The sequence below is a fragment of the Streptomyces sp. RLA131 genome (assembly GCF_056270125.1).
Window position 1 is genome coordinate 7,733,960 of record NZ_JBWDOQ010000002.1, and the last position, 20,414, is coordinate 7,754,373.

The following is a 20,414-nucleotide window of genomic DNA, read 5'->3' on the forward strand; positions in this document are numbered from 1 at the left end:
CGTCATGAGCGGGACGCCTCCTCACGGAAGAGGGAGGAGACCACCCGCAGGGCGAAGGTCGCGATCGCGATCGAGCCGATCACGACCAGCACCCCGGCGGCGGAGGCCTGCCCGTACTCGTGGGCGGTGTAGAAGGTCTGGTAGATCGTGTAGGGGAGGTTGGCGGTGCCGAGCCCGCCGGAGGTGATGGTGAACACCGCGTCGAAGTTCTGCACGATGTGGACCGAGCCCAGCAGGACGCCCAGCTCCAGATAGCGGCGCAGATGCGGCAGCGTCATGTACCTGAAGATCTGCCGGCCGCTCGCCCCGTCCAGCCGGGCCGCCTCGATCATGTCCGGGGAACGGCTCTGCAGTCCGGCCAGCAGGATCAGCATCATGAAGGGCGTCCACTGCCACACCAGCGCGGTCTCCACCGAGATCAGCGGCATGGACGAGATCCAGTCCGGCTGTGCGGGAGTGGTGTCGCCCCACAGCTTGCCCAGCCAGGTGAGCGCGCCGTTGAACAGCCCGTACTCGGGGTTGTAGAGCACGTGCTTCCACAGCAGCGCCGCCGCGACCGGCACCAGCAGGAACGGGGCGATGAGCATGGTGCGCACCACGCCCCGGCCGGGGAAGGAGCGGTCCAGCAACAGCGCCAGCAGCAGGCCGAGCACGACGCTGGCGACGACCACGGCGGCGGTCAGTACCGCGGTGGTGACGACCGACTCGCGCAGACCGCTGTCGGTGGCGACGGCGGTGTAGTTGGACAGGCCGGTGAACCGGCGGTCGTCGGGATACAGGGCGTTCCAGTCGAAGAGCGAGATCACCAGCGTGGCCACGAAGGGCAGTTGGGTGACGACGATCATGAACACCAGCGCGGGCAGCAGCGGAGCGCGGGTGGCCCAGGCCCGGGGGCCGCGGGGCCCGTACCGGGGACGGTCGGTCCGTGGCGGGGTTCCGGCGCGGGCCGCGCGCACCGTCATCGGCGTGGCCATCAGCCGTGGTACTTCTTCGCGACCTTCTCCGCCAGCGCCTGGGACCTGCTCAGGGCCGTCTCGACGGACTGCTTTCCGGCGATGGCGGAGCTGATCTCCTGGGAGACCTTGGTGCCCAGGTCGGAGAACTCGGGGATGTCGACGAACTGGATGCCGATGGTCGGACGGGGCTGGGTGCCGGGGTCGCGCGGATCGGCGGCGGTGATGGACGCCTTGGTGACGTCGGCGAACGCCGCGGCGGACGTGAGGTATTCGGTGTTGGTGTACGTGGAGGCGCGCTTGCCGGCGGGGACGTCGGCCCAGCCGGCCTTCTCGCCGACCAGCTCCTCGTACTTCTTGCTGGACGCCCAGGAGATGAACTTCCAGGCGTTGCCAGGGTTCTTGGACGCCTTCTGCAGGCCCCAGGCCCAGGTGTAGAGCCAGCCGGAGCTCTTGGTGTCGACCACGGGGGCCGGTACGTAGCCGATCCTGCCCTTCACCGGGGAGTCACTGGCCTCCAGCGAACCGGCCGCCGAGGTCGCGTCGTACCACATGGCGGTCTTGCTCTGGGTGAGGTTGTTCAGGCACTCGCTGAACCCGGCCTGCGCGGCGCCGGACTCACCGTGCTCGCGCACCAGGTCCACGTAGAACCTGGTGGCCTTGACGAACGCCGGCGAGGTCAGCCGGGCCTGCCAGTCCTTGGTGAACCAGGTGCCGCCGAAGGTGTTGACGACCGTGGTGAGCGGCGCGATGACCTCTCCCCAGCCGGGCTGGCCGCGCAGGCAGATGCCCTTCATGCCCGCCCGCGCGCCGTCCGCCTTCGCCGCCAGGTCCGCGACCTGCTGCCAGGTGGGGGCGGAGGGCATGGTCAGCTTCTTCTCGGCGAACACGTCCTTGCGGTACATCAGGAACGACGACTCGCCGTAGAAGGGCTCGCCGTAGAGCTTGCCGTCGTCGGCGGTCAGCGACTGCGTCATGGACGGGAGGATGTCGGACTGGTCGAAGGCCTTGTCCTTGGCGACGTAACCGTCCAGCGACAGCAGCCACTTGTTCTTGGCGTAGAACGGGACCTCGAAGTTGCTGATGGTGGCCACGTCGTACTGCCCGGCCTGGTTGGAGAAGTCCTGGCTGATCTTGTCGCGGACGTCGTTCTCCGGCAGCACCGTGAAGTTGACCTCGATGCCGGTGTCCTTGGTGAAGTGGGCCGCGGTGAGTTTCTGCAACTCCATCATCTGCGGGTTGTTGACCATCAGGACGTTGATGCTGTCGCCGCCGGAGGAGCCGGCGCCGCCCGCTCCGCTGCATCCGGCCAGCAGCGCGCAGGCGGCGGCGGCCGCGATCAGGGTCCGTATCGTCTGTGGTGCGGGGATGGTCATGGCAGGCTCCCGGGGCTCGGTGGGCTCGGTGGGCTCGGTAAGGGTTCGGGGCGTGCGGAACCAGGCCACCCGCGGACGGGCGGACCGGGTGGTGCGGAGCGGCGCGGTGGTGGCGCCGGTCAGACGCGGATGACGTGCGGGCCCAGCAGGGAGTAGCGGTGGGCCTCGGACGGGGGCAGCGCGGTGTCGGTGATGACGGTCTCGAAGTCGCGGACCTCCGCGAAGCGGCAGAAGCTCACGGCCCCGAACTTGGTGTGAACCCCGGCGAACACCCGGCGCCGGGCCACCCGCATCACCTGGGCCTTGACCTCGCTGACCGCCGGGTCGGGGGTGGTGAGGCCGTATTCGCGGGAGATGCCGTTGGCGCCGATGAAGGCCAGGTCGATGACGAACCCGGACAGCATGTGGGTGACCCAGTGGTCCACGGTGGCCAGGGTGCCGCCGCGCACCCGGCCGCCGAGCAGCAGTACGGTCGCGGCGCCGGCGGTCGCGAGCGCGCTCGCGGTGGCGAGGGAGGCGGTGACCACGGTGAGCGGGCGGCTGCGGGGCAGTGCCTGGGCGATGAGCTGCGGGGTGAAGCCCTCGTCGACGAAGACGGTCTCGGCGTCGCCCACCAGATCGGCGGCCGCCGCCGCGATCCGCTGCTTCTCCGGTACGTGCATGGTGGTCCGGAAGGCCAGGGTCGTCTCGAAGCCCGCGCTCTCGACCGGATAGGCGCCCCCGTGCGTACGCCGGACCAGACCGTGGTCCTCCAGCACCCGCAGATCACGGCGGACGGTCTCCACGGCCACCCCGAAGTCCGCGGCCAGCCCGGCGACCGTGACCGATCCGGTACGTCGTGCCTGCTCCAGCATCCCTCTGCGGCGCTCCTCGGCGTCCACGGTGGGGCACCTCCTGTCCGGCTCGTTCCCGGGTTCCGGTTCCCGGGCCCATGGCGATGCCCGTTCGGGCTTCTGGAGGAGTTCTACAAGGGTCGCAGGGCGGAGACCAGGCTCGACACAAGCGGGATCGTGACCGAATGCGCCCGCTCCCGGAACGGCAGCCGTGCTGCCAGCGCCGCCGGGCCGCGCCGCCGGGTGGTCCCGGCGCTGCCCGCTCGTCCGCCCGGTGGGCCCGTTTGGCGCCCGTTCGGCGGCCGGGCGATGGCCGTTCGGTGGCCGGGGCGGTCCCCGGGCGGGCGCCAGCGGGTGTCAGCGGGTGTCAGCGGGCGCCAGCGGGTGTCAGCCGGTGTCTTCGGCGGCTTCGGCGGCTTCGCCCCGGGCCCGGGCCCGGATCAGGTCGCGCAGTTCCCGCAGCTCGTCGGCGGGCGCGCCCAGGCCGTTGAGATGCAGCCGGGCCGCCTCGGTGCGGGCGTCGGGGTGGGAGGTGAAGGCGAGGTTCAGGGCCTGCTGGACCATCCAGTGGTGGTAGTCCAGGAGACGGGAGGCGCGCTCCCGGGCCTCGGCGAGGTCGCCGCACAGCGCCAGGTCCCGCAGCCGCCGGCCGAGCCGGTGGCACAGTACCGCCTGCCGGCCGCCGTCCCGGGCGACCGAGACGGGCACCGGCCCCGGATCACCGCAGGCGGCGATCACCAGGTCGGACTGCCGTTGCGCGAGGGCGATCTCCTCCAGCACCTCGGCCAGGGCCCGCAGCTGTTCCGCGCGGGCCGGGTGCGCGGACCGGGCCGGCGGGACGGGCGGGGCCGCCGGGGCCGGCGCTGTCGGGGGACCGGCCGGGTTCGGCTGGTCCGGTGGCGGGCCGGGCGGGTTCGGGGGGCGCGGCGGCCGGTCGGACATGGCTGTCCCGGCCGCTGTCAGTACTGCTCGGAATCCGGGATCACGTGCACCGCCGCCTCCTCCGCGGAGGCGGCCGCCCCGTCGACCCCGACATCATGGCCGACCAGGCCCTCGGTGCCGTAGCGGGTGCCCTCGTTCGGGGCGACCAGCCGTCCGGCGCGGGCGTCCCCCACCTCGTCGTCGAGCAGTTCGCCGTCGGTGTCCCAGGCGTCGCCCAGGCCGTCGCCCCGGGGTACGCCGATGTCGGGCAGTTCCTCGGACAGGCGCTGGTCCAGGCTCTCGCCGCGCCGCTGGCCCTCGGCGGTGACGCCGCTCTTGTTGACCGCCCAGGGGCGTTCCGGGGGTGAGTAGCCCTCGTCGAGGATCTGTTCGACGCCGTGCTCGTCGAGGGTGTCCTCCGGATCGAGGAGTCCGGCGTCGTCCTGCACTTCGGAGCCGTCCGGCTGGTAGACCTCGTCGCCCATCGTGCTGTCGCTCATCAGTGTCTCCTCGGTCGGGCGCACCCTCATACCACGAGGGTGCCAGTCCCGGCGCCGATCGGCACGCGCTGCTACCCGGCGGGTTGCGGCTGCGGGGTGTGGGCGCGCAGTGCGGCGGCCAGGGGGGCCAGTTCGGGCCGTAGCTCGGCCTCGTCGAGGGCCTCGCCGAGGGCCGTGTCATGGGTGGGGCGGGCCAGGTCCAGGAGCGCCCGGCCGGCCTCGGTGACCTCGGTGTAGATACCGCGCCGGTCGTCGACGCAGAGATAGCGGGAGAGCAGTCCCCGGTCCTCGAGCCGTGTGACCAGGCGGGTGGTGGCGCTCTGGCTGAGCACCACGGCGTCCGAAAGCTGGTTCATCCGCAGGTGGCCGCCCTGGCCGGAGTGCTGGTCGCTGAGGACGTCGAGGACGGAGTACTCCCGCGCGCTCAGATCGTGCCCGGTCTGCAGGGCCCGCTCGATCCGCGCCTCGATCCTGCCGTGCAGGGCGGACAGCGCGCACCAGCTCTGGGCCAGCGCGATCCGGCCTGTCTGCGGTGACTGCGGCACGGACACCCTCTCCTTCGGTGGTCTGGAGCCAGAATACCGCGACGCCGAAATAGCCCGCGTTTGCAAGTAAGCAGCGTCTGCAATTATTGTCGGCGCCTGTAAACCTCGTAAGCAAGCGTAATGCCCTACCGCCCCGCAGGAGGGCTCCATGCCACTCGCACTTCTCGCCCTGGCCATCGGCGCCTTCGGGATCGGCACCACGGAATTCGTCGTCATGGGCGTGCTGCCCGACGTCGCCGGAGACTTCGGGGTGTCCATACCCACCGCCGGCTACCTCACCACCGGCTATGCCCTCGGTGTCGTCGTCGGCGCCCCGGTCCTGGCCGTCCTGGGTGCCCGGATGTCCCGCAAGCGGATGCTGATGGTCCTCATGGGCCTGTTCGTCGCGGGCAACGCGCTGTCCGCCGCCGCCCCCGACTTCGGCCTCATGCTCGCCGGGCGGGTCATCGCCTCCCTCGCCCACGGCGCGTTCTTCGGCATCGGCTCGGTGGTCGCGGCCGGGCTCGTCGCCCCCGGCAGGAGGGCAGGCGCCATCGCCATGATGTTCTCCGGCCTCACCGTCGCCAACGTCGTAGGCGTCCCCCTGGGCACCCTGCTGGGCCAGCAGGCCGGCTGGCGCGCCACCTTCTGGGCCGTGGCCGCCCTCGGCGTCGTCGGCCTGGCCGGCATCGCCGCCCTCGTCCCCGCCGACCGCCGCCCGGCCGCCGGGGCCCACGGTGCCCGGGTACGCCGCGAACTCGCCGCGTTCCGCAACGTCCAGGTGGTGCTGGCGATGGGCATGACCGTCCTCGGCTTCGGCGGGGTGTTCGCCGCGATCACCTACATCGCCCCCATGATGACCGGCGCCGCCGGCTACGCGAGCTCCAGCGTCACCTGGCTGCTGGTCCTGTTCGGACTCGGCATGGTCGGCGGGAACCTCGTCGGCGGCCGGTACGCCGACCGCGCCCTGATGCCGATGCTGTACGTGGCCCTGGGCGCACTCGCCCTGGCGCTCGCGCTGTTCACCTTCACCGCGTACGACAAGGCCGCCGCCGCGATCACCCTCCCGCTGATCGGCGCCTTCGGCTTCGCCACCGTGCCGCCGCTGCAGAAGCGGGTGCTCGACCAGACCGCCCAGGCCCCGACCCTCGCCTCCGCCGTCAACATCGGCGCCTTCAACCTCGGCAACGCCCTCGCCGCCCGGCTCGGCGGCCTGGTGCTCTCCGCCGGCTCCGGCCCCACCCTGCCCAGCGCCGTGGGCGCCGTCCTGGCCGCCTCCGCCCTCGGCCTCGCGCTGTTCTCCGGCGCCCTGGAGCGGTCCGCCGCCCGCCGGGCCACGGCGTCGTCCGGCGAGCCGGCGGCCCTGAGGGCTGCCGCCGCGCCCGCCGCGCAGGGGGCGCCCGCCGCGCAGGGGGCCGCCCGTCGCTGAACGCCCGAGGCCCGGCGTCCGTAGTACCGGTCGGTGGTCTGGGCACGGGAGGGAATCGGGATGACCGGAGTACGTACGGCAGGGCGGGCACTGCTCGTCGGCACGGCGGCTGTGCTGTTCACCGTCCCGGCGGTGATCCCGGCCGCCGCCCACGGCGCGCCGGTGAGCCCGATCAGCCGGGTCGCCGCCTGCTCCTCCGTGGGCGGCGCCGACCTGAACTCCGCGGCGTGCCGGGCGGCCGTGGCCCAGCACGGCGGGCAGCCCTTCGAGGACTGGGACAACCTGCGGGTCGCCGGGGTCGCCGGCCGGGACCGCCAGGTCATCCCCGACGGCAAGCTGTGCAGCGGGGGTATCGCGGAGTACCGCGGCCTCGACCTGCCCCGCGCCGACTGGCCGGCCACCCGGCTCACCTCCGGGGCCCGTTTCACCCTCACGTACCGCACGACCATCCCGCACCAGGGCAGTTTCGAGCTCTACCTCACCACCGCGGCCTACACCGCGACGCAGCCCCTGACCTGGTCGAAGGTGGCCACCAAGCCGTTCCTGACCGTCACCGACCCGCCGGTGACCGATGGCGCGTACCGGATCTCCGGCCGGCTGCCGTCCGGCCGCACCGGCCGCCAGATCCTGTACACGGTGTGGCGCAACACCAGCACCTCGGACACGTACTACTCCTGCTCCGACGTGGTCCTGGCCCGCCCCGCCGCCGCCCGGCCCGCCTCCACGGCACCGGCGGCCCCGGCCCGCACCACCGCGGCGGCGACCCGCGCGCCGTCCACCCCGGCGGCCCGTTCCTCGGGCCCGGCCGCTTCGGCAGCCGCTTCCCGTTCGCGTCCGGGGGGCTCCACCCCGGCGACGGCGATCGCCTCCGTACAGCCGGTCTCCGCCTCCGGCAAGGACGACGCGGCCCGCCTGCTGGCCGCCGCACTGGGCGCCACGGTCCTGGGCGGCGGTGCCCTCGCCGCCTTCACCCTGCGGCGCCGGCGCCGCTCGTGAGCCGGGGCGCCCGCCCTACCCGCCCGGCCGGTCCGGCGGGGCGGGTGGGGCGGGCGCCGGGCCGTCGGACGGGCCGTCGGGCGGGGTGACCAGCACCTGGGCGAGCGGGATCCGGGCCAGCAGCACCGCTCCGCCCAGGATCATCGCGGCGCCCAGCACCTCGGGCACCAGCCACCAGCCGGTCCGTACCCGTTCCCCGAACAGGGTGATCCCCAGGGTGAGGCTGACCAGGGCGTCCCCCAGGGTCAGGGTGGGCTGCGACGCGACCAGCGGGCCGGACTGCACGGCGTTCTGCAGCAGGAACAGGGCGCAGATCCCGGCGACGGCGAAGCCGTAGGTCTGCCAGGCGAGCAGGAACGCGGCGGGGCCGCCGGTCTGCCACGCGTCGGTGGCGTCCTTGATCAGGGCGGCGGTCAGCGCGTAGCCGACCGCCGCCGCGCAGCCGAAGCAGGCGGCCCGCGCGCGGCCCGCGTCGCGCCGCAGCGCGGTGAGGGTGAGCACCGCCATCGTGCCGCCGCAGCAGACGATCGCCACGATCCAGCCGTCCGCCGCGGGCCGGCCGGTCCCGGCGTCGGGGGCCGCCGCCGCCAGTCCGATCCCCAGCCCGGCGGCCATGCAGGCCACCGCCGTCCAGCCCACCCGGGTCACCCGCCGCTTCAGCACCAGGCTCCCGATCAGCAGCGCGAGCGGCAGCTCCAGGACGAAGATCGGCTGCACCACCGCCAGCGCCCCGTCGGCCAGGGCGAGCGCCTGGAATCCCGCCGCCGCCAGGACCGCGAGCATGCCGGCCAGCCACACCGGGCGGTGCAGCAACGCCGTGAGCAGCGCGAGGCGGAATCCCTCGGACAGCGGCACGTCCAGCGCCGCCCGCCGCTGCAGGACGGTCGCCGTCGCGTTGCTCCCCGCGGCCGACAGGGCGAACACGACCGAGAGCACCAAGAGCACCGCCGGCTCCTTCCTGGTCGGAAGGCCCATGCTCCCTCAGCCTCGCCGCTCCCGCCCGCCTTCGGTCAGGGACAGGAGTACGTGAACCGCACCGCCGCGGAGCGGGCCGCCTTCGGCGTGGCGGGCGAGACGATCCGCAACTCGGCGCGGGCCCGGTAGTCGCCCTCACCCCGGAAGGTCCACCGCAGATGGAGCCGGGCCTCCCGCTCGCCGGCCGGCACCTTCTCGTGGAGCAGGCCGGATGTGCTGCCGTCGCTGCGCAGCCAGCGGTAGCCGATGGTGCCCCCGGCCCCGTTGGTCCGCACCACGCCCACCACATCGGCGGTGCCGTCGCATCCCGGGGCGTGGGTCGACCCGATCCGTACGCTCACCTCACGGACCGCCAGATCCGGGCCGAGCCGCTGCCAGGCCAGGAACGCCAGCACCGCGGCGAGGACGGCCGCGGCCGGCGCGTACCGCCGCAGCCACGCGTACCCGCGCCGGCCGGCGGCCGGCCGCACCTCGCCGACGGCGGGGAGCACGGTGCCGGTGACGCCGGGACCGAACCGCAGGACGTCGCCCTCGACCCGGTCGGGAAGGGTGACGGCCGTATCCCGGACAGTGGCCGCATGCCCTGCCGGAGGCGCGGGCGCGGGCGTGGCCGGCGATTCGGGCGCGGGCGTGGGCAGCGCCTTGGCCAGATGCACGGTCGCCTGGTCCGGCACCGCGTCCTGGGGCTCGGAAAACCGTGTCCGCGGATCCGTCATCGCAGATCACACTGCCGGGTGACGATCTGCTGCGAAGCGCTGCCGCCGGCCGCGGCCGGGGCGGTGGCGGCCAGCGACCCCCAGTAGCAGCCGCTGCCCTGGAAGTCGTGGGCAGGGCTCACGGTGTACTGCGTGCTGCCGCTCAGGTCGTAGCTCTGCGAACTGCCGTCCTGGGTGCCCAGCTCGCCCTTGGTGTCGCTGTAGTACCAGGAGACGGTGAGCGTCACCGGCCCGGTGCCGTCCGTGCCGACGGTCACCGAGGCCGCCGCGCTCACCGTGCCGGTCTGCCGGAGGCTCACCACCGACAGGGATGTCACCTTGACCACGGGGGCGCCGGACGAGGGCGGGGCGGACGTCGTGGATGTCGCCGGGGCCGATGTCACCGGGGCCGACGGAGCCGACGGGGATGGTGACACGGACGGCGTCGCCGGGGCCGTACCGGTCGCCTCGGCGGTCGTGCTCGTGCTCGCGCCCGGTGACGGTGACGGTGAGCTGGACCCGGCCGAGGCGTCCGGCGCGCCAGCGCCCGGCGTGCCCGGTGTGACGCTCGTCGTCGCCACCGTCTCGGCCGTGGTGCGGCGCGGCCCGCCCGAGGTGGCCACCGCCGTGACGCTCAGCGCGCCGAGCAGGATCAGCACCCCGGCCCCGACCAGCACCCGCCGCCGGGCCAGCCACCTGCCGAACCCGCCGCCGGCGATCAGCGTGGTGGCCAGCGCGGTCGTCCCTTCCGCCGAGCCCCCGGCCGACGGAAAAAGCAGTGGCAACAGGGCTGCCAGCGCGGCCAGTTCGCGCTGTCCGCGCTCCTGCCACTGCTCGCCGTACGCCGCTCCCGCGACCTCCTCCAGCTCGGCCAGGAACACCGCCGCGCTCTGCGGCCGGTCGCCCGGGTCCTTCGCCAGCCCGCGTACGATCAGCGGCCGTACCTCCTGCGGGGCCCGCTCCGCCGGGATGGGTGCCGTGACGTGCTGCAGTGCCAGCTCCGCGAAGTTCGTGCCGTCGTACGGCCTCGCCCCGGTCAGGCACTCGAAGAAGGTGGCCGTCGCCGCGTACACATCCGTCGCCGGCGAGGCGGCCGCGCCGTTCCACTGCTCCGGGGCCATGTAGGGCGGCGTCCCCGCGATCCCGCCGACCGACCCGCTGCGCACCGCGATTCCGAAGTCGACCAGTTTCGACGTCCCGTCGGCGGCGACCAGGACGTTCTCCGGCTTGTAGTCGCGGTGCACCACCCCCGCCCCGTGCGCCGCCACCAGGCCCAGCAGGGAGCCCTTGAGCACCACCAGCGCCGCCTCCGGGCCCGTGGCACCCTCCCGCCGCAGCAGGGCGCGCAGCGCGATCCCGTCGACCAGTTCCATCACGATGGCCGCGCCGTGCGGCGACTCGACGTACTCGTACAGCCCGGTGACGTACGGCGAGGCCAGGGCGCCCAACAGCCTTGCCTCACCCCGGAATTCGAGCAGGAACTCCGGATCCGCCCGCAGCTCCTCCCCGAGGTACTTCACCGCCACCGGCGTGCCGGTCACCTTGTGCACCGCCAGCACGACCCGCCCGCCCGACCCCGCGCCCAGCTCCCTGACCTCGCTGTATCCGGGGACCGTCCAACCGTTCATCGCGCAGCCCTCCCCAGCCTCCGCCACGCCCGTCCGCCGAACGGCGCGGGCGCGCCGGCCGTCGCCCTCACAGACACATTTCCCCCATGTCCGGTTCCCGCAGGGGGTGACGCCCTCAGGCGGTGCGCGGTCGGTGCGTGCTCGGTTCGTGCTCGGTTCGTGCTCGGTTCCTGTCCACGATGTGAGATTGACGTCCGATAAACGGATCGAGGTGCGAGGGGTGATCCTTTCCGGCCGATGTGAAAGCGATGTGCCGGCTGTGTGTGTACCTCTTCACGCGCCTCGCTGGTGACTGATTCCTTTCATTCGGGCCATCAGATCATCAGAAATGCGTATGTATCGGGTAGTACACAGTGTGAACAACCGATGACTGAAAGTCGCGTCGCGAGGTGACGGAATCGAGGTCGGTGCAGAAGACTCCGCTGTGTTCGATATTCGGATTCGAGAGCGAAGGGACGGTCGCTATGCGGTTCGGTCGGATGGGGGCGTGTCTGGTGGCAGTGGCGGCGATGGGGACGGTCGGGGTGGCCGCCGCGCCGGCGGTGGCCCGGGTGGACGGCGGGGACAGCCTGTACGCGCCGTCGGCGCTGGTGCTGTCCGTCGGGAAGGGCGGGGATCCGGCGACGGTCACCGTGCAGCGGGCGGTCACGCTCCGGTGCAGTCCGTCGCCGTTCGGCGACCATCCGGCGCCGGCCGACGCGTGCGCCGAACTGCGGGCCGTGGGAGGGGACTTCGACCTGCTGGTGGCCGACGGGGCGGGTACGCCCTGCACCCGGATCTGGGATCCGGTCACGATCACGGCGGACGGTGTGTGGGAGGGCCGGCGGGTGACGTTCAGTCACACCTTCGGCAACTCCTGCCTGCTGCACCGCAGTGACACGGGTGTGGTCTTCGCGTTCTGACGCCCTGGGCGTCGTCATGGACCACGGGGTTCGCCGTGGGGGAGAGTCCCGTGAAGGGGCGGTCGGTGCGCGGGGTCGCGCCGGCCGCCCCTGTTTCGTTCCCGAAGGCGTGAGGGCCGCGGTGCCGGGCCGCCGTGTTGTCGTGGGTGGCCGGGGTCGCTGATCGTTTTCGGACAACGGTTGGCGCTGTCATGACAAAACTTGAGGTCCGGTGGCACGCTCTCCTCGGCACGCACATCCCGCGTCGCCCGCACATGACCCTCCCCTCCGGCTCGCCGGCCGCGCCTGGACAGCGCTGTCCCCGGTCCCGCGAGCCCCGACCCGTTCGGCATACCCCGTCGGCGGGCCTCACGGCCACCTTCGGCCGACCCGTAGGAGGAGAACCCTTGTCACGTCTCTCGCGCTCGTCACGCTTACGTACCCTGCCGTTCCGCGGCCGGACCGCGGTGTCCGTCCTGATCGCCGCGGGCGCGCTGCTCGGCTCCGGCCTCCCGGCCGGTCCGGCCCTCGCGGCCGGCCACGACCGCAGCGGTCAGCGGATCGTCGCCACTCCCCGGGCCGGGGCGGCCCCGGCGAAGCTGTCACCGGCCGCCCGCGCGGCCCTGCTGAGGAAGGCCACCGCCGCCACCGGCGACACCGCCAGGACGCTCGGTTTGGGAGCCAAGGAGAAACTCGTCGTCAAGGACGTGTCCAAGGACGCCGACGGCACCGTGCACACCCGCTACGAACGCACCTACGCAGGGCTGCCGGTGCTCGGCGGCGACCTGGTCGTCCACAGCGCCGCCGGCCGCCGTACGGTCTCCGAGGCCACCGACGCCACGCTCTCGCTGCCCGGCACACAACCCGGGCTCACGGCCTCCCGCGCGGCGCGGAAGGCCGTCGCCGCGGCCGCGTCCGTGGACCGGAAGACGCAGGTCTCGGGCGACCCACGGCTGGTGGTCTGGGCGGCCACCGGCAAGCCCGCCCTGGCCTGGGAGACGGTGGTCGACGGGGTCCAGGCGGACGGCACCCCCAGTGAACTGCATGTCGTCACCGACGCGGCCTCCGGCAAGGAACTCTCCCGTTCCGAGGGCGTCCGCACCGGCACCGGCACCGGCGCCTTCGTCGGCACCGTCCCCCTGGGCACCACGCTGTCCGGCACCACGTACCAGCTCCTGGACGGCACCCGGGGCGGCCACTACACCACCGACCTCAACAACGGCACCTCGTCGGGAACCGGCACCCTGTTCACCGACGCCGACGACATCTGGGGTGACGGCACGGTCACCAACCGCCAGTCGGCCGCCGTCGACGCCCAGTTCGGCGCCGCCGCCACCTGGGACTACTACAAGAACACCTTCGGCCGGAACGGCATCTTCAACGACGGCGACGGCCGCTACAGCCGCACCCACTACGGCAGCGGCTACGTCAACGCCTACTGGAGCGACACCTGCGGCTGCATGACCTACGGCGACGGCTCCGGCAACACCCACCCGCTCACCGCGATCGACGTGGCCGGACACGAGATGACCCACGGCGTCACCAGCGCCACCGCCGGCCTCAACTACTCCGGGGAGTCCGGCGGTCTCAACGAGGCCACCTCGGACATCTTCGGCACCATGGTGGAGTTCTCCGCGAACCTCGACGCCGACACCCCCGACTACCTCATCGGCGAGGAGATCGACATCAACGGCGACGGCACGCCGTTGCGCTACATGGACAAGCCCTCCAGGGACGGCAGTTCCAAGGACTACTGGTCGTCCTCGCTGGGCAGCGTCGATGTGCACTACTCCTCCGGCCCGGCCAACCACTTCTTCTACCTGCTCGCCGAGGGCAGCGGGGCCAAGACCATCAACGGCGTGGCCTACGACAGCCCCACCTACGACGGTGTCGCGGTCCCCGGTATCGGCGCCGCCGACGCGGCCGCGATCTGGTACCGCGCGCTGACCACCTACATGACCTCCACCACCGACTACGCCGGGGCCCGGGTCGCGACCCTGCAGGCCGCCGCCGACCTGTTCGGCGCCTACAGCCCGACGTACGTCACCGTCGCCGACACCTGGGCCGCGATCAACGTCGGCCGCCGCATCGTCGACGGCATCGACCTGATCCCGCCGGGCGACCAGATCAGCGGGGTCGGCCAGGCGGTCTCCGTACAGATCGACGCGACCACCAGCAACGCCGGTGCCACGCTGGACTACCAGGCCACCGGGCTGCCCGACGGACTGGCCGTCGACACCGCGACCGGCCTGATCTCCGGCGCCCCGACGACCACCGGCAGCAGCGACGTCACGCTGACCGTCACCGACAGCACCGGCGACACCGCCTCCACCGACTTCACCTGGACCGTGGCGTACGTCTACGCGAACGCCACCCGGGTCGACATCCCCGACGTGGGAGCGGCGGTCGAGTCACCGATCACCGTCACCGGCCGTTCGGGCAACGCCTCGGCCGTCACCCAGGTCTATGTGAAGATCGTCCACACCTGGCGCGGTGACCTCACCGTCGACCTGGTCGGCCCCGGCGGCACCGTCTACTCCCTGCTGAACCGCAGCGGCGGCTCGGCGGACAACGTGGACCAGACCTTCACCGTCAACGCCTCCGCGGAGACGCTCGAAGGCACCTGGAAGCTGCGGGTCCGGGACCTGGCCGCACTGGACACCGGCTACATCGAGAAGTGGACCCTCACACCGTGACGCGATGTGACCTGACCTGACCTGACCGGCCTGACCTGACCTACGGCCGGCCGGCCCTTCCCGGGCCGGCCGGTCCGCCGGTCCGCCGGTCCGCCGGTCCGCCGGTCCGGCTCACCGGGCGCGCAACCGCGTGGTGATCGCCCGTGCCCCGAGCCGGGCGGCGTCGGCCAGCCGGTCCAGGCGGTGCGCCGGGTCGGTCAGCAGACACAGCGCCGCCACCGGAGTCCCCGAGCGCACCGCCCCGCCCTGACCACCGAACACCGGGACCGCGACGCAGCTCACGCCCTCGATCAGCTCCTCGCGCTCGAACGCGGCGCCGCGGTCCCGGATGTCCGCGGCCTCGCGCCGCCACGACGCGGGCACGGAGCCGAGCGGGAAATCGGGCGGCATCCCCGCCACCAGCACCTTGCCGGCGGCGGTGTACCAGGGCCAGCTGATCTGGTCGCCCAGCGGCGTCGGGGCCCCGGGGTCGCCAGGCGTCCAGTTCAGGACAAGCGTCCGGCCCTCGCGCAGCACGCCGAGCGCCACGGTCGCGCCGGTCGCCTCGGCCAGCCGCCGGACCGGCCCCCGGGCGGCGTCGCGCAGCCGCGGATGCGGCTCCCAGGCATGGCCGAGCCGGAACAGCCGCGGCCCCGTCCGGTAGCCCGTCGCGCACCGTTCGAGCGCGCCCAGCGTGACCAGCTGCTCCAGCAGCCGGTACGCCGTCGTCTTGGGCAGCCCGCAGTCGGCCGCCAGTCTCGTCAGCCCGGCCTCCCCGGCCTGCTCCACCGCGTCCAGCAGCCCGAAGGCCCCGTCCAGCACACCGCGTCCTCCCGCGTCCTGCAATGCCTGCGTCACAGATGCCGCCCCCCGTCGCCGGGCCGTCCCCGTTGCGGGCCCGATGCGTATTCAGCCTCGCGCTCCTGTGTGGGTGAGGAGCTTGCCGATAGGCTGTCGCCCGCCACGTGCGGGGGCGCGACCAGGCCGGTGGATGCAGTTCGGGGGCGAACGCGATGGTTGACGTGCGATTACTGGGACCGGTGGAACTGGCGGTGGGGGACCGGCCGGTGGAGATCGGACCACCGCAGCGCCGGATGGTCCTGGCCGCGCTGGCGGTGGACGCGGGCCGGCCCGTCCCGGTCGACGTGGTGATCGAGCGGGTCTGGGGCACCGCCCCGCCGGACGGGGCCCGGCGCGCACTGCACGCCCATGTCGCCCGGATCCGGCGCAGCTGCGCGCTGGCGGCCGCCGCCGGGCCCGATCCGGTGAGCCTGCTGCGGCGCTCCGGCGGATACGTCCTGCAGGCCCGCGCCGACCAGGTCGATGTGCACCGGTTCCGGCAACTGGTCGACCGGGCAAGGCAGACGGGGGTCCCCGACGACCTACGGGTGTCGCTGCTGCGCGACGCGCTGAGCCTGTGGCGCGACGCCCCGCTGGCCGGACTCGGCGGCCAGTGGCCGGACGGGGTGCGCGAGGCGTGGCGGCGGCAGCATGTGGACGCGGCCGTGGACTGGGCCCGTGCCGAACTGCGGCTGGGCGGTACCGGCGTGGTGATCGGGCCGCTGACGGATCTGCTGGGCGAGTACCCCCTGGCCGAGCCGCTGACCGAGGCCCTGATGCGGGCGCTGTACGCGGCCGGTCGCGGCGCCGAGGCGCTCAACGCGTACGAGGCCCTCAGGCGCCGGCTGGCGGAGGAACTGGGCGCCGATCCCGGGACGGCCCTGCGCCGGGCCCATCAGGAGATCCTGCGCAGCGACCCGGCCGCACCGGCCGCCACGACCCGTCGGGCGACACCGCCCGGACCCGCCCCGGCCGAGATCCGGGCCCAGATCCAGGCCCGGGCCTGGATCCAGGACCAGGCCCAGATCCAGGACCAGGCCCAGGCGCCTGTCCAGGCGCCTGTCCAGGCGTCGGCACCGGTCCGGACCCCGGCGCCCTGGCCCACCGCGGTTCCCGCCCAACTCCCCATGGGCGTCATGGGGTTCACCGGCCGTGCGGAGGAGATCCGCCGGCTGGAGGAACTCCTCGCCCCGGCCGTCCTCAGCCGGACGGGCGGCCAGCCGGCGGCCGTGGTCATCTCGGCGGTGTCCGGGACGGCGGGCGTGGGCAAGACCGCCCTGGCCGTGCACTGGGCCCGACAGACCCAGGACCACTTCCCGGACGGCCAGTTGTACGTCAACCTGCGCGGCTTCGACACCGGCGGCGCGGTGACCCGTCCCGAGGCGGCGGTGCGGGGCTTCCTGGACGCCTTCGGGGTGCCGTCGGCCCGTATCCCGGCCGATCCGGAGGCCCAGGCCGCCCTGTACCGCAGCCTGCTGGCCGGACGCCGGGTGCTGGTGGTGCTCGACAACGCCCGCGACGCCGAACAGGTCCGTCCGCTGCTGCCCGGAGCCCCCGGCTGCGCCGCCCTGGTGACCAGCCGCAACCTGCTGACCAGCCTGTCCGTGACCGAGGGCGCCCATCTGCTGTCCGTCGACCTTCTCGGTCACGAGGCGTCCCGGGACCTGCTGGCCGCGCGGCTCGGCCCCGACCGGGTGGCCGCCGAGCCCGGAGCCGTGCAGGAGATCGTCGCACTGTGCGCGGGGCTTCCGCTGGCGCTGGCGATCGTGGCCGCGCAGGCCGCCGCGCAGCCCCGGATCCCGCTCGCCGCGCTCACCCGCGAACTGCGGGAGGCGGGCAGCCGTTTGGACGCCCTGGACGGCGGCGACCCGAGCACCCAGATACGGGCGGTGTTCTCCTGGTCATACCGCGCGCTCAGCCCGGAGGCGGCCCGGATGTTCCGGCTCCTCGGCCTGCACCCCGGGCCCGACGCGGGACTGCCGGCCGCCGCGTCACTGGCCGGCGTGCCGGTACCCCGCGCCCGCAAACTGCTCGGCGAACTCCTGCGCGGCCACCTGCTGACCGAACACGCCCCCGGCCGCTACGGCTTCCACGACCTGCTGCGCGAGTACGCCGCCGAACTGGTCGCCGCCCACGACAGCGACCAGGACCGGCGAGCCGCCACCCGCCGCATGCTCGGCCACTACCTGTCCACCGCCCGCAACGCGGACGCGCTGCTGACCGGCAGGCTGGACCTGATCGCCTACCCGGCCGCCGACCCGGGCGCCGTCACGGAACAACCCGACGACCACGAGGCGGCGTTGGCCTGGTTCCGCGCCGAACACCGGATACTGACGGCCGCCGTGGAACGGGCGGCGAAGGAATCCCGCAGCCACGCCTGGCAGCTGGCCGCCGCCATGTCGACGTTCCTGGACCTCCAGGGGCACTGGCAGGTCCTTGCCGAGACCCACACCATCGCCCTGGCCGCCGCCGAACGGGACGGCGACACCGCCGGTCAGGCCGGTGCCCACCGGGGCCTCGGCGTCGCCCACGACCGGCTCGAACGCCCCGACGAGGCCCGCGTCCACTATCTGCGCGCCCTCGACCTGTTCGCGGCGGCCGGCGGCCACGCCGGCCAGGCCCGGGTCCACCAGCACCTGGGCCGGCTGGCCGGCGCCCAGGGTCGCCCCCGGCAGGCACTCGCCCACGCCCACGAGAGCCTGCGCCACTACCGGGCCGCCGACGACCGCGGCGGCCAGTCCGCCGCACTCAACCACCTGGGCTGGTTCAACTCCCAGCTCGGCTCCCACCGCCAGGCTCTGACGTACTGTCAGCAGGCCCTGGAGCTGGCCCGGCTGACCGGCAGCTTCAGCAGCGAGGCCCACACCTGGGACAGCCTGGGCTACATCCACCGCCGGCTCGGCGAGCACACCGAGGCCGTGCACTGCTACGAGGAGGCGCTCCGGCTCTTCCGTACGACCGGCGACGTCCACAGCGAGGCCGCCGGACTGGCCTACCTCGCCGACGCCTACGAGGACGCCGCCGACGACAGCGCCGCCCACCGCGCCCGCCGGCAGGCCCTGGCCATCACCGACGACCTGGGCCTGCCCCCGACCGACCCGCTGCGCGTCAAGATCCTGCACGACCTGGCCGCCCACCCGCTGCCCCGCGCGTAGGTTCTGTAGTGGGTGGTAGGTCGTGTTCGGAGCCGGAGGGGTGTGTCCGCCGCCTGGGCGGGCGACGGCTGACGCCTGCCGGACGTGGTCAGGTGGGTGGGGGTGTGCGGTGGCCGGCCGGCCATTGCCGGAGTTCGCGGCCGGGGATTACGGGACAGCCCTCAACCCCGGCCCGCCCCCAGTACCCCGGGGAGCGCGACGGCGGCGCCCGAGGACTCCGGGCCCCGGCAGGTCGCGCGGTGCAGCCGCGCCATGTGCTCCGGACAGAGGTTGCCGCCGAAGGCCGGGTGCGCGCGCAGCCGCCGTACGTAGGCCCACAGCCGGTCGTACGCGCCGATACGGTGGACCGCGTCGGCGTCCAGGTGGAGCCGGTGCACGGTTTCGAGGTGGACGAGCGTCACCCACAGGTCCACGTCCGCCGCGGTCAGGGCGTCGCCCAGCAGATACGGTCCGGCGGCCAGCTGCCGGTCCAGCAGCTCCAGTGCCGTCAGCAGCGTCTCCGCCGCCTCCCCCGTGCGGTGCGCGGCCGGCGCCGCGCCGGCCCGCTGGGCGGCCTGGGTGATGTCCTCGTCCAGGAGTTCGCGGATGGCGTCGATGTCCGCGGCCAGGGCCCGCGGACGCAGCCGGGGGCCGCCCGCGTCCGGGTCGCCGAAGCAGGTCGCGAGGTCCCGGAGGATGTCCGGTGTGTGGTTGCTGACGATCCGTCCGCTCCACCGGTCGCTCAGCGCGGGCACGGTCAGCGGACCGCTGTAGTGGTGCCAGGTGGTCTCGTACGCCGCCCGCAGCGGCGCGAGCGGGTCGCCACCGGCGCGGTCCGGGAAGGGCAGCGCCGTGGTGCCGACCGAGTCCCGCAGACCGAGCAGGTCCAGGGTGACGGAGACACGCAGCGAGAGCGGGCAGCCGGGGGAGAGGTACACCAGGTAGCGGTGCGGGGCGGGGTAGAAGCCCCCGCCGAGGTTCGCGCCGATCCGGTTGCGGAAGCGCTGGCCGACGCGGGCCGGTGAGTGCGGGGCGTGGACGGGCCGGCCGGGGCGGAGGTCGCGACACGCCGCCGGAACCGAACTGCGCAGAGTTGTCTCGGACATGGCTCTCCCTGGGGGTGGTGGAGCTCCGGAGGGGGTCCGGGGCGCGGGGTTCGCCGCGCCTGGACCCGGGACTGCCGTGGCGGCCCGGACGACCCGGCAGGACGCGGGTCAGGACAGGACGGGGCCGGACCGGGTCAGGCGGTCGGACCGCATGCGCTGCGGAGCCGCAGCAGATCGATGTGACGGCGCCTGGTCAGGAAGCAGGCACGGCTCGCAGAGACCCGCCGGGTGGCCCGGCGGGCGCTTGCGCGGGTGCTGGCCGTCCTGGGCATCTCCGCCGGTCCCGTCACCGTCGAGGCCTCGCGCATCACGAGACCGCACTTGCCCCGCCGCACCGGCGGGACCCGGTCGTCACCCGGGGCACCCCGTCGCGGTGGAAGGGTTGCCTGTCAGCGGGCCGGGGCCGATGACCGACCGGGCCCGAACTGCCCGGTGAGCGCTGACAATCGTGACCGTCGCCAACAGTGTGAGTGCGCCCCGGCAGGCCGTCAAGAAGGCCGTACCTGTCACACGGCCCGCGGAATAGACGCCGTCCTCCCGGTGTTTGAGGTCACAGTGCGAGCTTGATCTTCCGGGGATTGCGCGGTGCTGCGGCCTCGCGTAGCGTTCCCGGCAGGTTACGAGCGTCAGCGTCAAGCCCTGGCTTGCTGACCGGCAACCCTCCTACGCGGCGGGGTGCTCCAGGTGACGACCGGGCGGGTCCGTACGGGGCCCGCAAGCGCGATGCCGGTGCGGCCCCCGGGCCCGCCGAGCCGGAGGGGTGGAGGTGATGGTGGTGCGACCCGTGCCGAGCCGCTTCGTCGTCACCGTTCTCGCCCCGCGCGGCTGCGTCCACCTGTACTCCCGGCACCACATCGACCTCCAGCGCGTCGCCGGCGCGCTCTGTTGTTCCTGACCTGTTCCCCGCCGCCGGACCCTCCTGTTCACGGTCCGGCGTTCACGTACGGT

General features: G+C 73.6%; 17 protein-coding genes and 2 riboswitches. Of the genes, 6 read left to right on the top strand and 11 right to left on the bottom strand.

Translation table 11 applies throughout. The features are described from left to right. Positions 1 to 2: 2 nt before the first annotated feature. The 6 genes from RWE79_RS35920 to RWE79_RS35945 form a co-directional block, all read right to left on the bottom strand. Positions 3 to 962, bottom strand: coding sequence for a carbohydrate ABC transporter permease (locus RWE79_RS35920; RefSeq protein WP_475946317.1), 960 nt, complete (start codon positions 960 to 962; stop codon positions 3 to 5). Positions 963 to 973: 11 nt separating this feature from the next. Further along, on the bottom strand, positions 974 to 2,329 hold the full coding sequence (locus RWE79_RS35925; RefSeq protein WP_475944433.1) for an ABC transporter substrate-binding protein: 1,356 nt from the start codon (positions 2,327 to 2,329) through the stop codon (positions 974 to 976). A gap of 119 nt (positions 2,330 to 2,448) precedes the next feature. Further along, the gene (locus RWE79_RS35930; RefSeq protein ID WP_475946319.1) at positions 2,449 to 3,183 is read right to left on the bottom strand and encodes a DeoR/GlpR family DNA-binding transcription regulator; all 735 of its coding nucleotides are present in this window, start codon (positions 3,181 to 3,183) and stop codon (positions 2,449 to 2,451) included. Positions 3,184 to 3,549: 366 nt separating this feature from the next. Further along, on the bottom strand, positions 3,550 to 4,104 hold the full coding sequence (locus RWE79_RS35935) for a hypothetical protein (RefSeq protein WP_475944435.1): 555 nt from the start codon (positions 4,102 to 4,104) through the stop codon (positions 3,550 to 3,552). A 17-nt stretch (positions 4,105 to 4,121) separates the two neighbouring features. After that, on the bottom strand, positions 4,122 to 4,583 hold the full coding sequence (locus RWE79_RS35940) for a DUF5709 domain-containing protein (RefSeq protein ID WP_475944437.1): 462 nt from the start codon (positions 4,581 to 4,583) through the stop codon (positions 4,122 to 4,124). A 71-nt stretch (positions 4,584 to 4,654) separates the two neighbouring features. Beyond that, positions 4,655 to 5,128, bottom strand: a complete 474-nt coding sequence (locus RWE79_RS35945; protein ID WP_475944439.1) for a MarR family winged helix-turn-helix transcriptional regulator — start codon at positions 5,126 to 5,128, stop codon at positions 4,655 to 4,657. Positions 5,129 to 5,276: 148 nt separating this feature from the next. Here RWE79_RS35945 and RWE79_RS35950 point away from each other — a divergent pair, with 148 nt between their 5' ends. Then, complete coding sequence (locus tag RWE79_RS35950) at positions 5,277 to 6,536, top strand: MFS transporter (protein WP_475944441.1); 1,260 nt, start codon at positions 5,277 to 5,279, stop codon at positions 6,534 to 6,536. Between the two features lie 60 nt (positions 6,537 to 6,596). After that, positions 6,597 to 7,532, top strand: a complete 936-nt coding sequence (locus RWE79_RS35955) for a lytic polysaccharide monooxygenase auxiliary activity family 9 protein (RefSeq protein WP_475944443.1) — start codon at positions 6,597 to 6,599, stop codon at positions 7,530 to 7,532. Positions 7,533 to 7,547: 15 nt separating this feature from the next. Here RWE79_RS35955 and RWE79_RS35960 read toward each other — a convergent pair whose 3' ends face one another. The 3 genes from RWE79_RS35960 to RWE79_RS35970 all read right to left on the bottom strand — a co-directional run bounded on the left by RWE79_RS35960 (position 7,548) and on the right by RWE79_RS35970 (position 10,830). After that, on the bottom strand, positions 7,548 to 8,477 hold the full coding sequence (locus RWE79_RS35960) for a DMT family transporter (RefSeq protein WP_475944445.1): 930 nt from the start codon (positions 8,475 to 8,477) through the stop codon (positions 7,548 to 7,550). 65 nt (positions 8,478 to 8,542) lie between these two features. After that, a complete protein-coding gene (locus RWE79_RS35965) occupies positions 8,543 to 9,223 on the bottom strand; it encodes a hypothetical protein (protein WP_475944447.1) in 681 nt (226 codons plus the stop codon). After that, positions 9,220 to 10,830, bottom strand: a complete 1,611-nt coding sequence (locus tag RWE79_RS35970; protein ID WP_475944448.1) for a serine/threonine-protein kinase — start codon at positions 10,828 to 10,830, stop codon at positions 9,220 to 9,222. The genes RWE79_RS35965 and RWE79_RS35970 overlap by 4 nt, the downstream gene beginning before the upstream one ends. A gap of 464 nt (positions 10,831 to 11,294) precedes the next feature. Between RWE79_RS35970 and RWE79_RS35975 the strand changes: the two genes are divergently transcribed. Together RWE79_RS35975 and RWE79_RS35980 are read left to right on the top strand one after the other, a co-directional pair. After that, positions 11,295 to 11,732, top strand: coding sequence for a subtilase-type protease inhibitor (locus RWE79_RS35975; RefSeq protein WP_475944450.1), 438 nt, complete (start codon positions 11,295 to 11,297; stop codon positions 11,730 to 11,732). Between the two features lie 386 nt (positions 11,733 to 12,118). Then, the gene (locus tag RWE79_RS35980) at positions 12,119 to 14,407 is read left to right on the top strand and encodes a M4 family metallopeptidase (RefSeq protein ID WP_475944452.1); all 2,289 of its coding nucleotides are present in this window, start codon (positions 12,119 to 12,121) and stop codon (positions 14,405 to 14,407) included. A gap of 111 nt (positions 14,408 to 14,518) precedes the next feature. Here the strand turns inward: RWE79_RS35980 and RWE79_RS35985 are convergent, their stop codons facing one another. After that, complete coding sequence (locus tag RWE79_RS35985) at positions 14,519 to 15,244, bottom strand: IclR family transcriptional regulator (RefSeq protein WP_475944454.1); 726 nt, start codon at positions 15,242 to 15,244, stop codon at positions 14,519 to 14,521. Between the two features lie 155 nt (positions 15,245 to 15,399). On the opposite strand from RWE79_RS35985, the gene RWE79_RS35990 reads away from it, so the two are divergent. Continuing rightward, on the top strand, positions 15,400 to 18,381 hold the full coding sequence (locus tag RWE79_RS35990; protein ID WP_475944456.1) for an AfsR/SARP family transcriptional regulator: 2,982 nt from the start codon (positions 15,400 to 15,402) through the stop codon (positions 18,379 to 18,381). Positions 18,382 to 18,542: 161 nt separating this feature from the next. On the opposite strand, the gene RWE79_RS35995 is transcribed toward RWE79_RS35990, so the two are convergent. After that, a complete protein-coding gene (locus RWE79_RS35995; protein WP_475944458.1) occupies positions 18,543 to 19,466 on the bottom strand; it encodes a glutathione S-transferase C-terminal domain-containing protein in 924 nt (307 codons plus the stop codon). A gap of 312 nt (positions 19,467 to 19,778) precedes the next feature. Further along, positions 19,779 to 19,920, bottom strand: a riboswitch (SAM riboswitch). A gap of 161 nt (positions 19,921 to 20,081) precedes the next feature. Then, a riboswitch (SAM riboswitch) is annotated at positions 20,082 to 20,193 on the top strand. A 42-nt stretch (positions 20,194 to 20,235) separates the two neighbouring features. Between RWE79_RS35995 and RWE79_RS36000 the strand changes: the two genes are divergently transcribed. Beyond that, positions 20,236 to 20,361 (top strand): putative leader peptide, encoded by a 126-nt coding sequence (locus RWE79_RS36000; RefSeq protein ID WP_475944460.1) that lies wholly within the window; start codon positions 20,236 to 20,238, stop codon positions 20,359 to 20,361. Positions 20,362 to 20,414: the final 53 nt, after the last annotated feature.

Bases quoted from the DNA above. Each gene is read 5' to 3' on its own strand.
- RWE79_RS35920 (WP_475946317.1), bottom strand. From the start codon at position 962: ATGACGGTGCGCGCGGCCCGCGCCGGAACCCCGCCACGGACCGACCGT.
- RWE79_RS35925 (WP_475944433.1), bottom strand. From the start codon at position 2,329: ATGACCATCCCCGCACCACAGACGATACGGACCCTGATCGCGGCCGCC.
- RWE79_RS35930 (WP_475946319.1), bottom strand. From the start codon at position 3,183: ATGCTGGAGCAGGCACGACGTACCGGATCGGTCACGGTCGCCGGGCTG.
- RWE79_RS35935 (WP_475944435.1), bottom strand. From the start codon at position 4,104: ATGTCCGACCGGCCGCCGCGCCCCCCGAACCCGCCCGGCCCGCCACCG.
- RWE79_RS35940 (WP_475944437.1), bottom strand. From the start codon at position 4,583: ATGAGCGACAGCACGATGGGCGACGAGGTCTACCAGCCGGACGGCTCC.
- RWE79_RS35950 (WP_475944441.1), top strand. From the start codon at position 5,277: ATGCCACTCGCACTTCTCGCCCTGGCCATCGGCGCCTTCGGGATCGGC.
- RWE79_RS35955 (WP_475944443.1), top strand. From the start codon at position 6,597: ATGACCGGAGTACGTACGGCAGGGCGGGCACTGCTCGTCGGCACGGCG.
- RWE79_RS35965 (WP_475944447.1), bottom strand. From the start codon at position 9,223: ATGACGGATCCGCGGACACGGTTTTCCGAGCCCCAGGACGCGGTGCCG.
- RWE79_RS35970 (WP_475944448.1), bottom strand. From the start codon at position 10,830: ATGAACGGTTGGACGGTCCCCGGATACAGCGAGGTCAGGGAGCTGGGC.
- RWE79_RS35975 (WP_475944450.1), top strand. From the start codon at position 11,295: ATGCGGTTCGGTCGGATGGGGGCGTGTCTGGTGGCAGTGGCGGCGATG.
- RWE79_RS35990 (WP_475944456.1), top strand. From the start codon at position 15,400: ATGGTTGACGTGCGATTACTGGGACCGGTGGAACTGGCGGTGGGGGAC.
- RWE79_RS35995 (WP_475944458.1), bottom strand. From the start codon at position 19,466: ATGTCCGAGACAACTCTGCGCAGTTCGGTTCCGGCGGCGTGTCGCGAC.
- RWE79_RS36000 (WP_475944460.1), top strand. From the start codon at position 20,236: ATGGTGGTGCGACCCGTGCCGAGCCGCTTCGTCGTCACCGTTCTCGCC.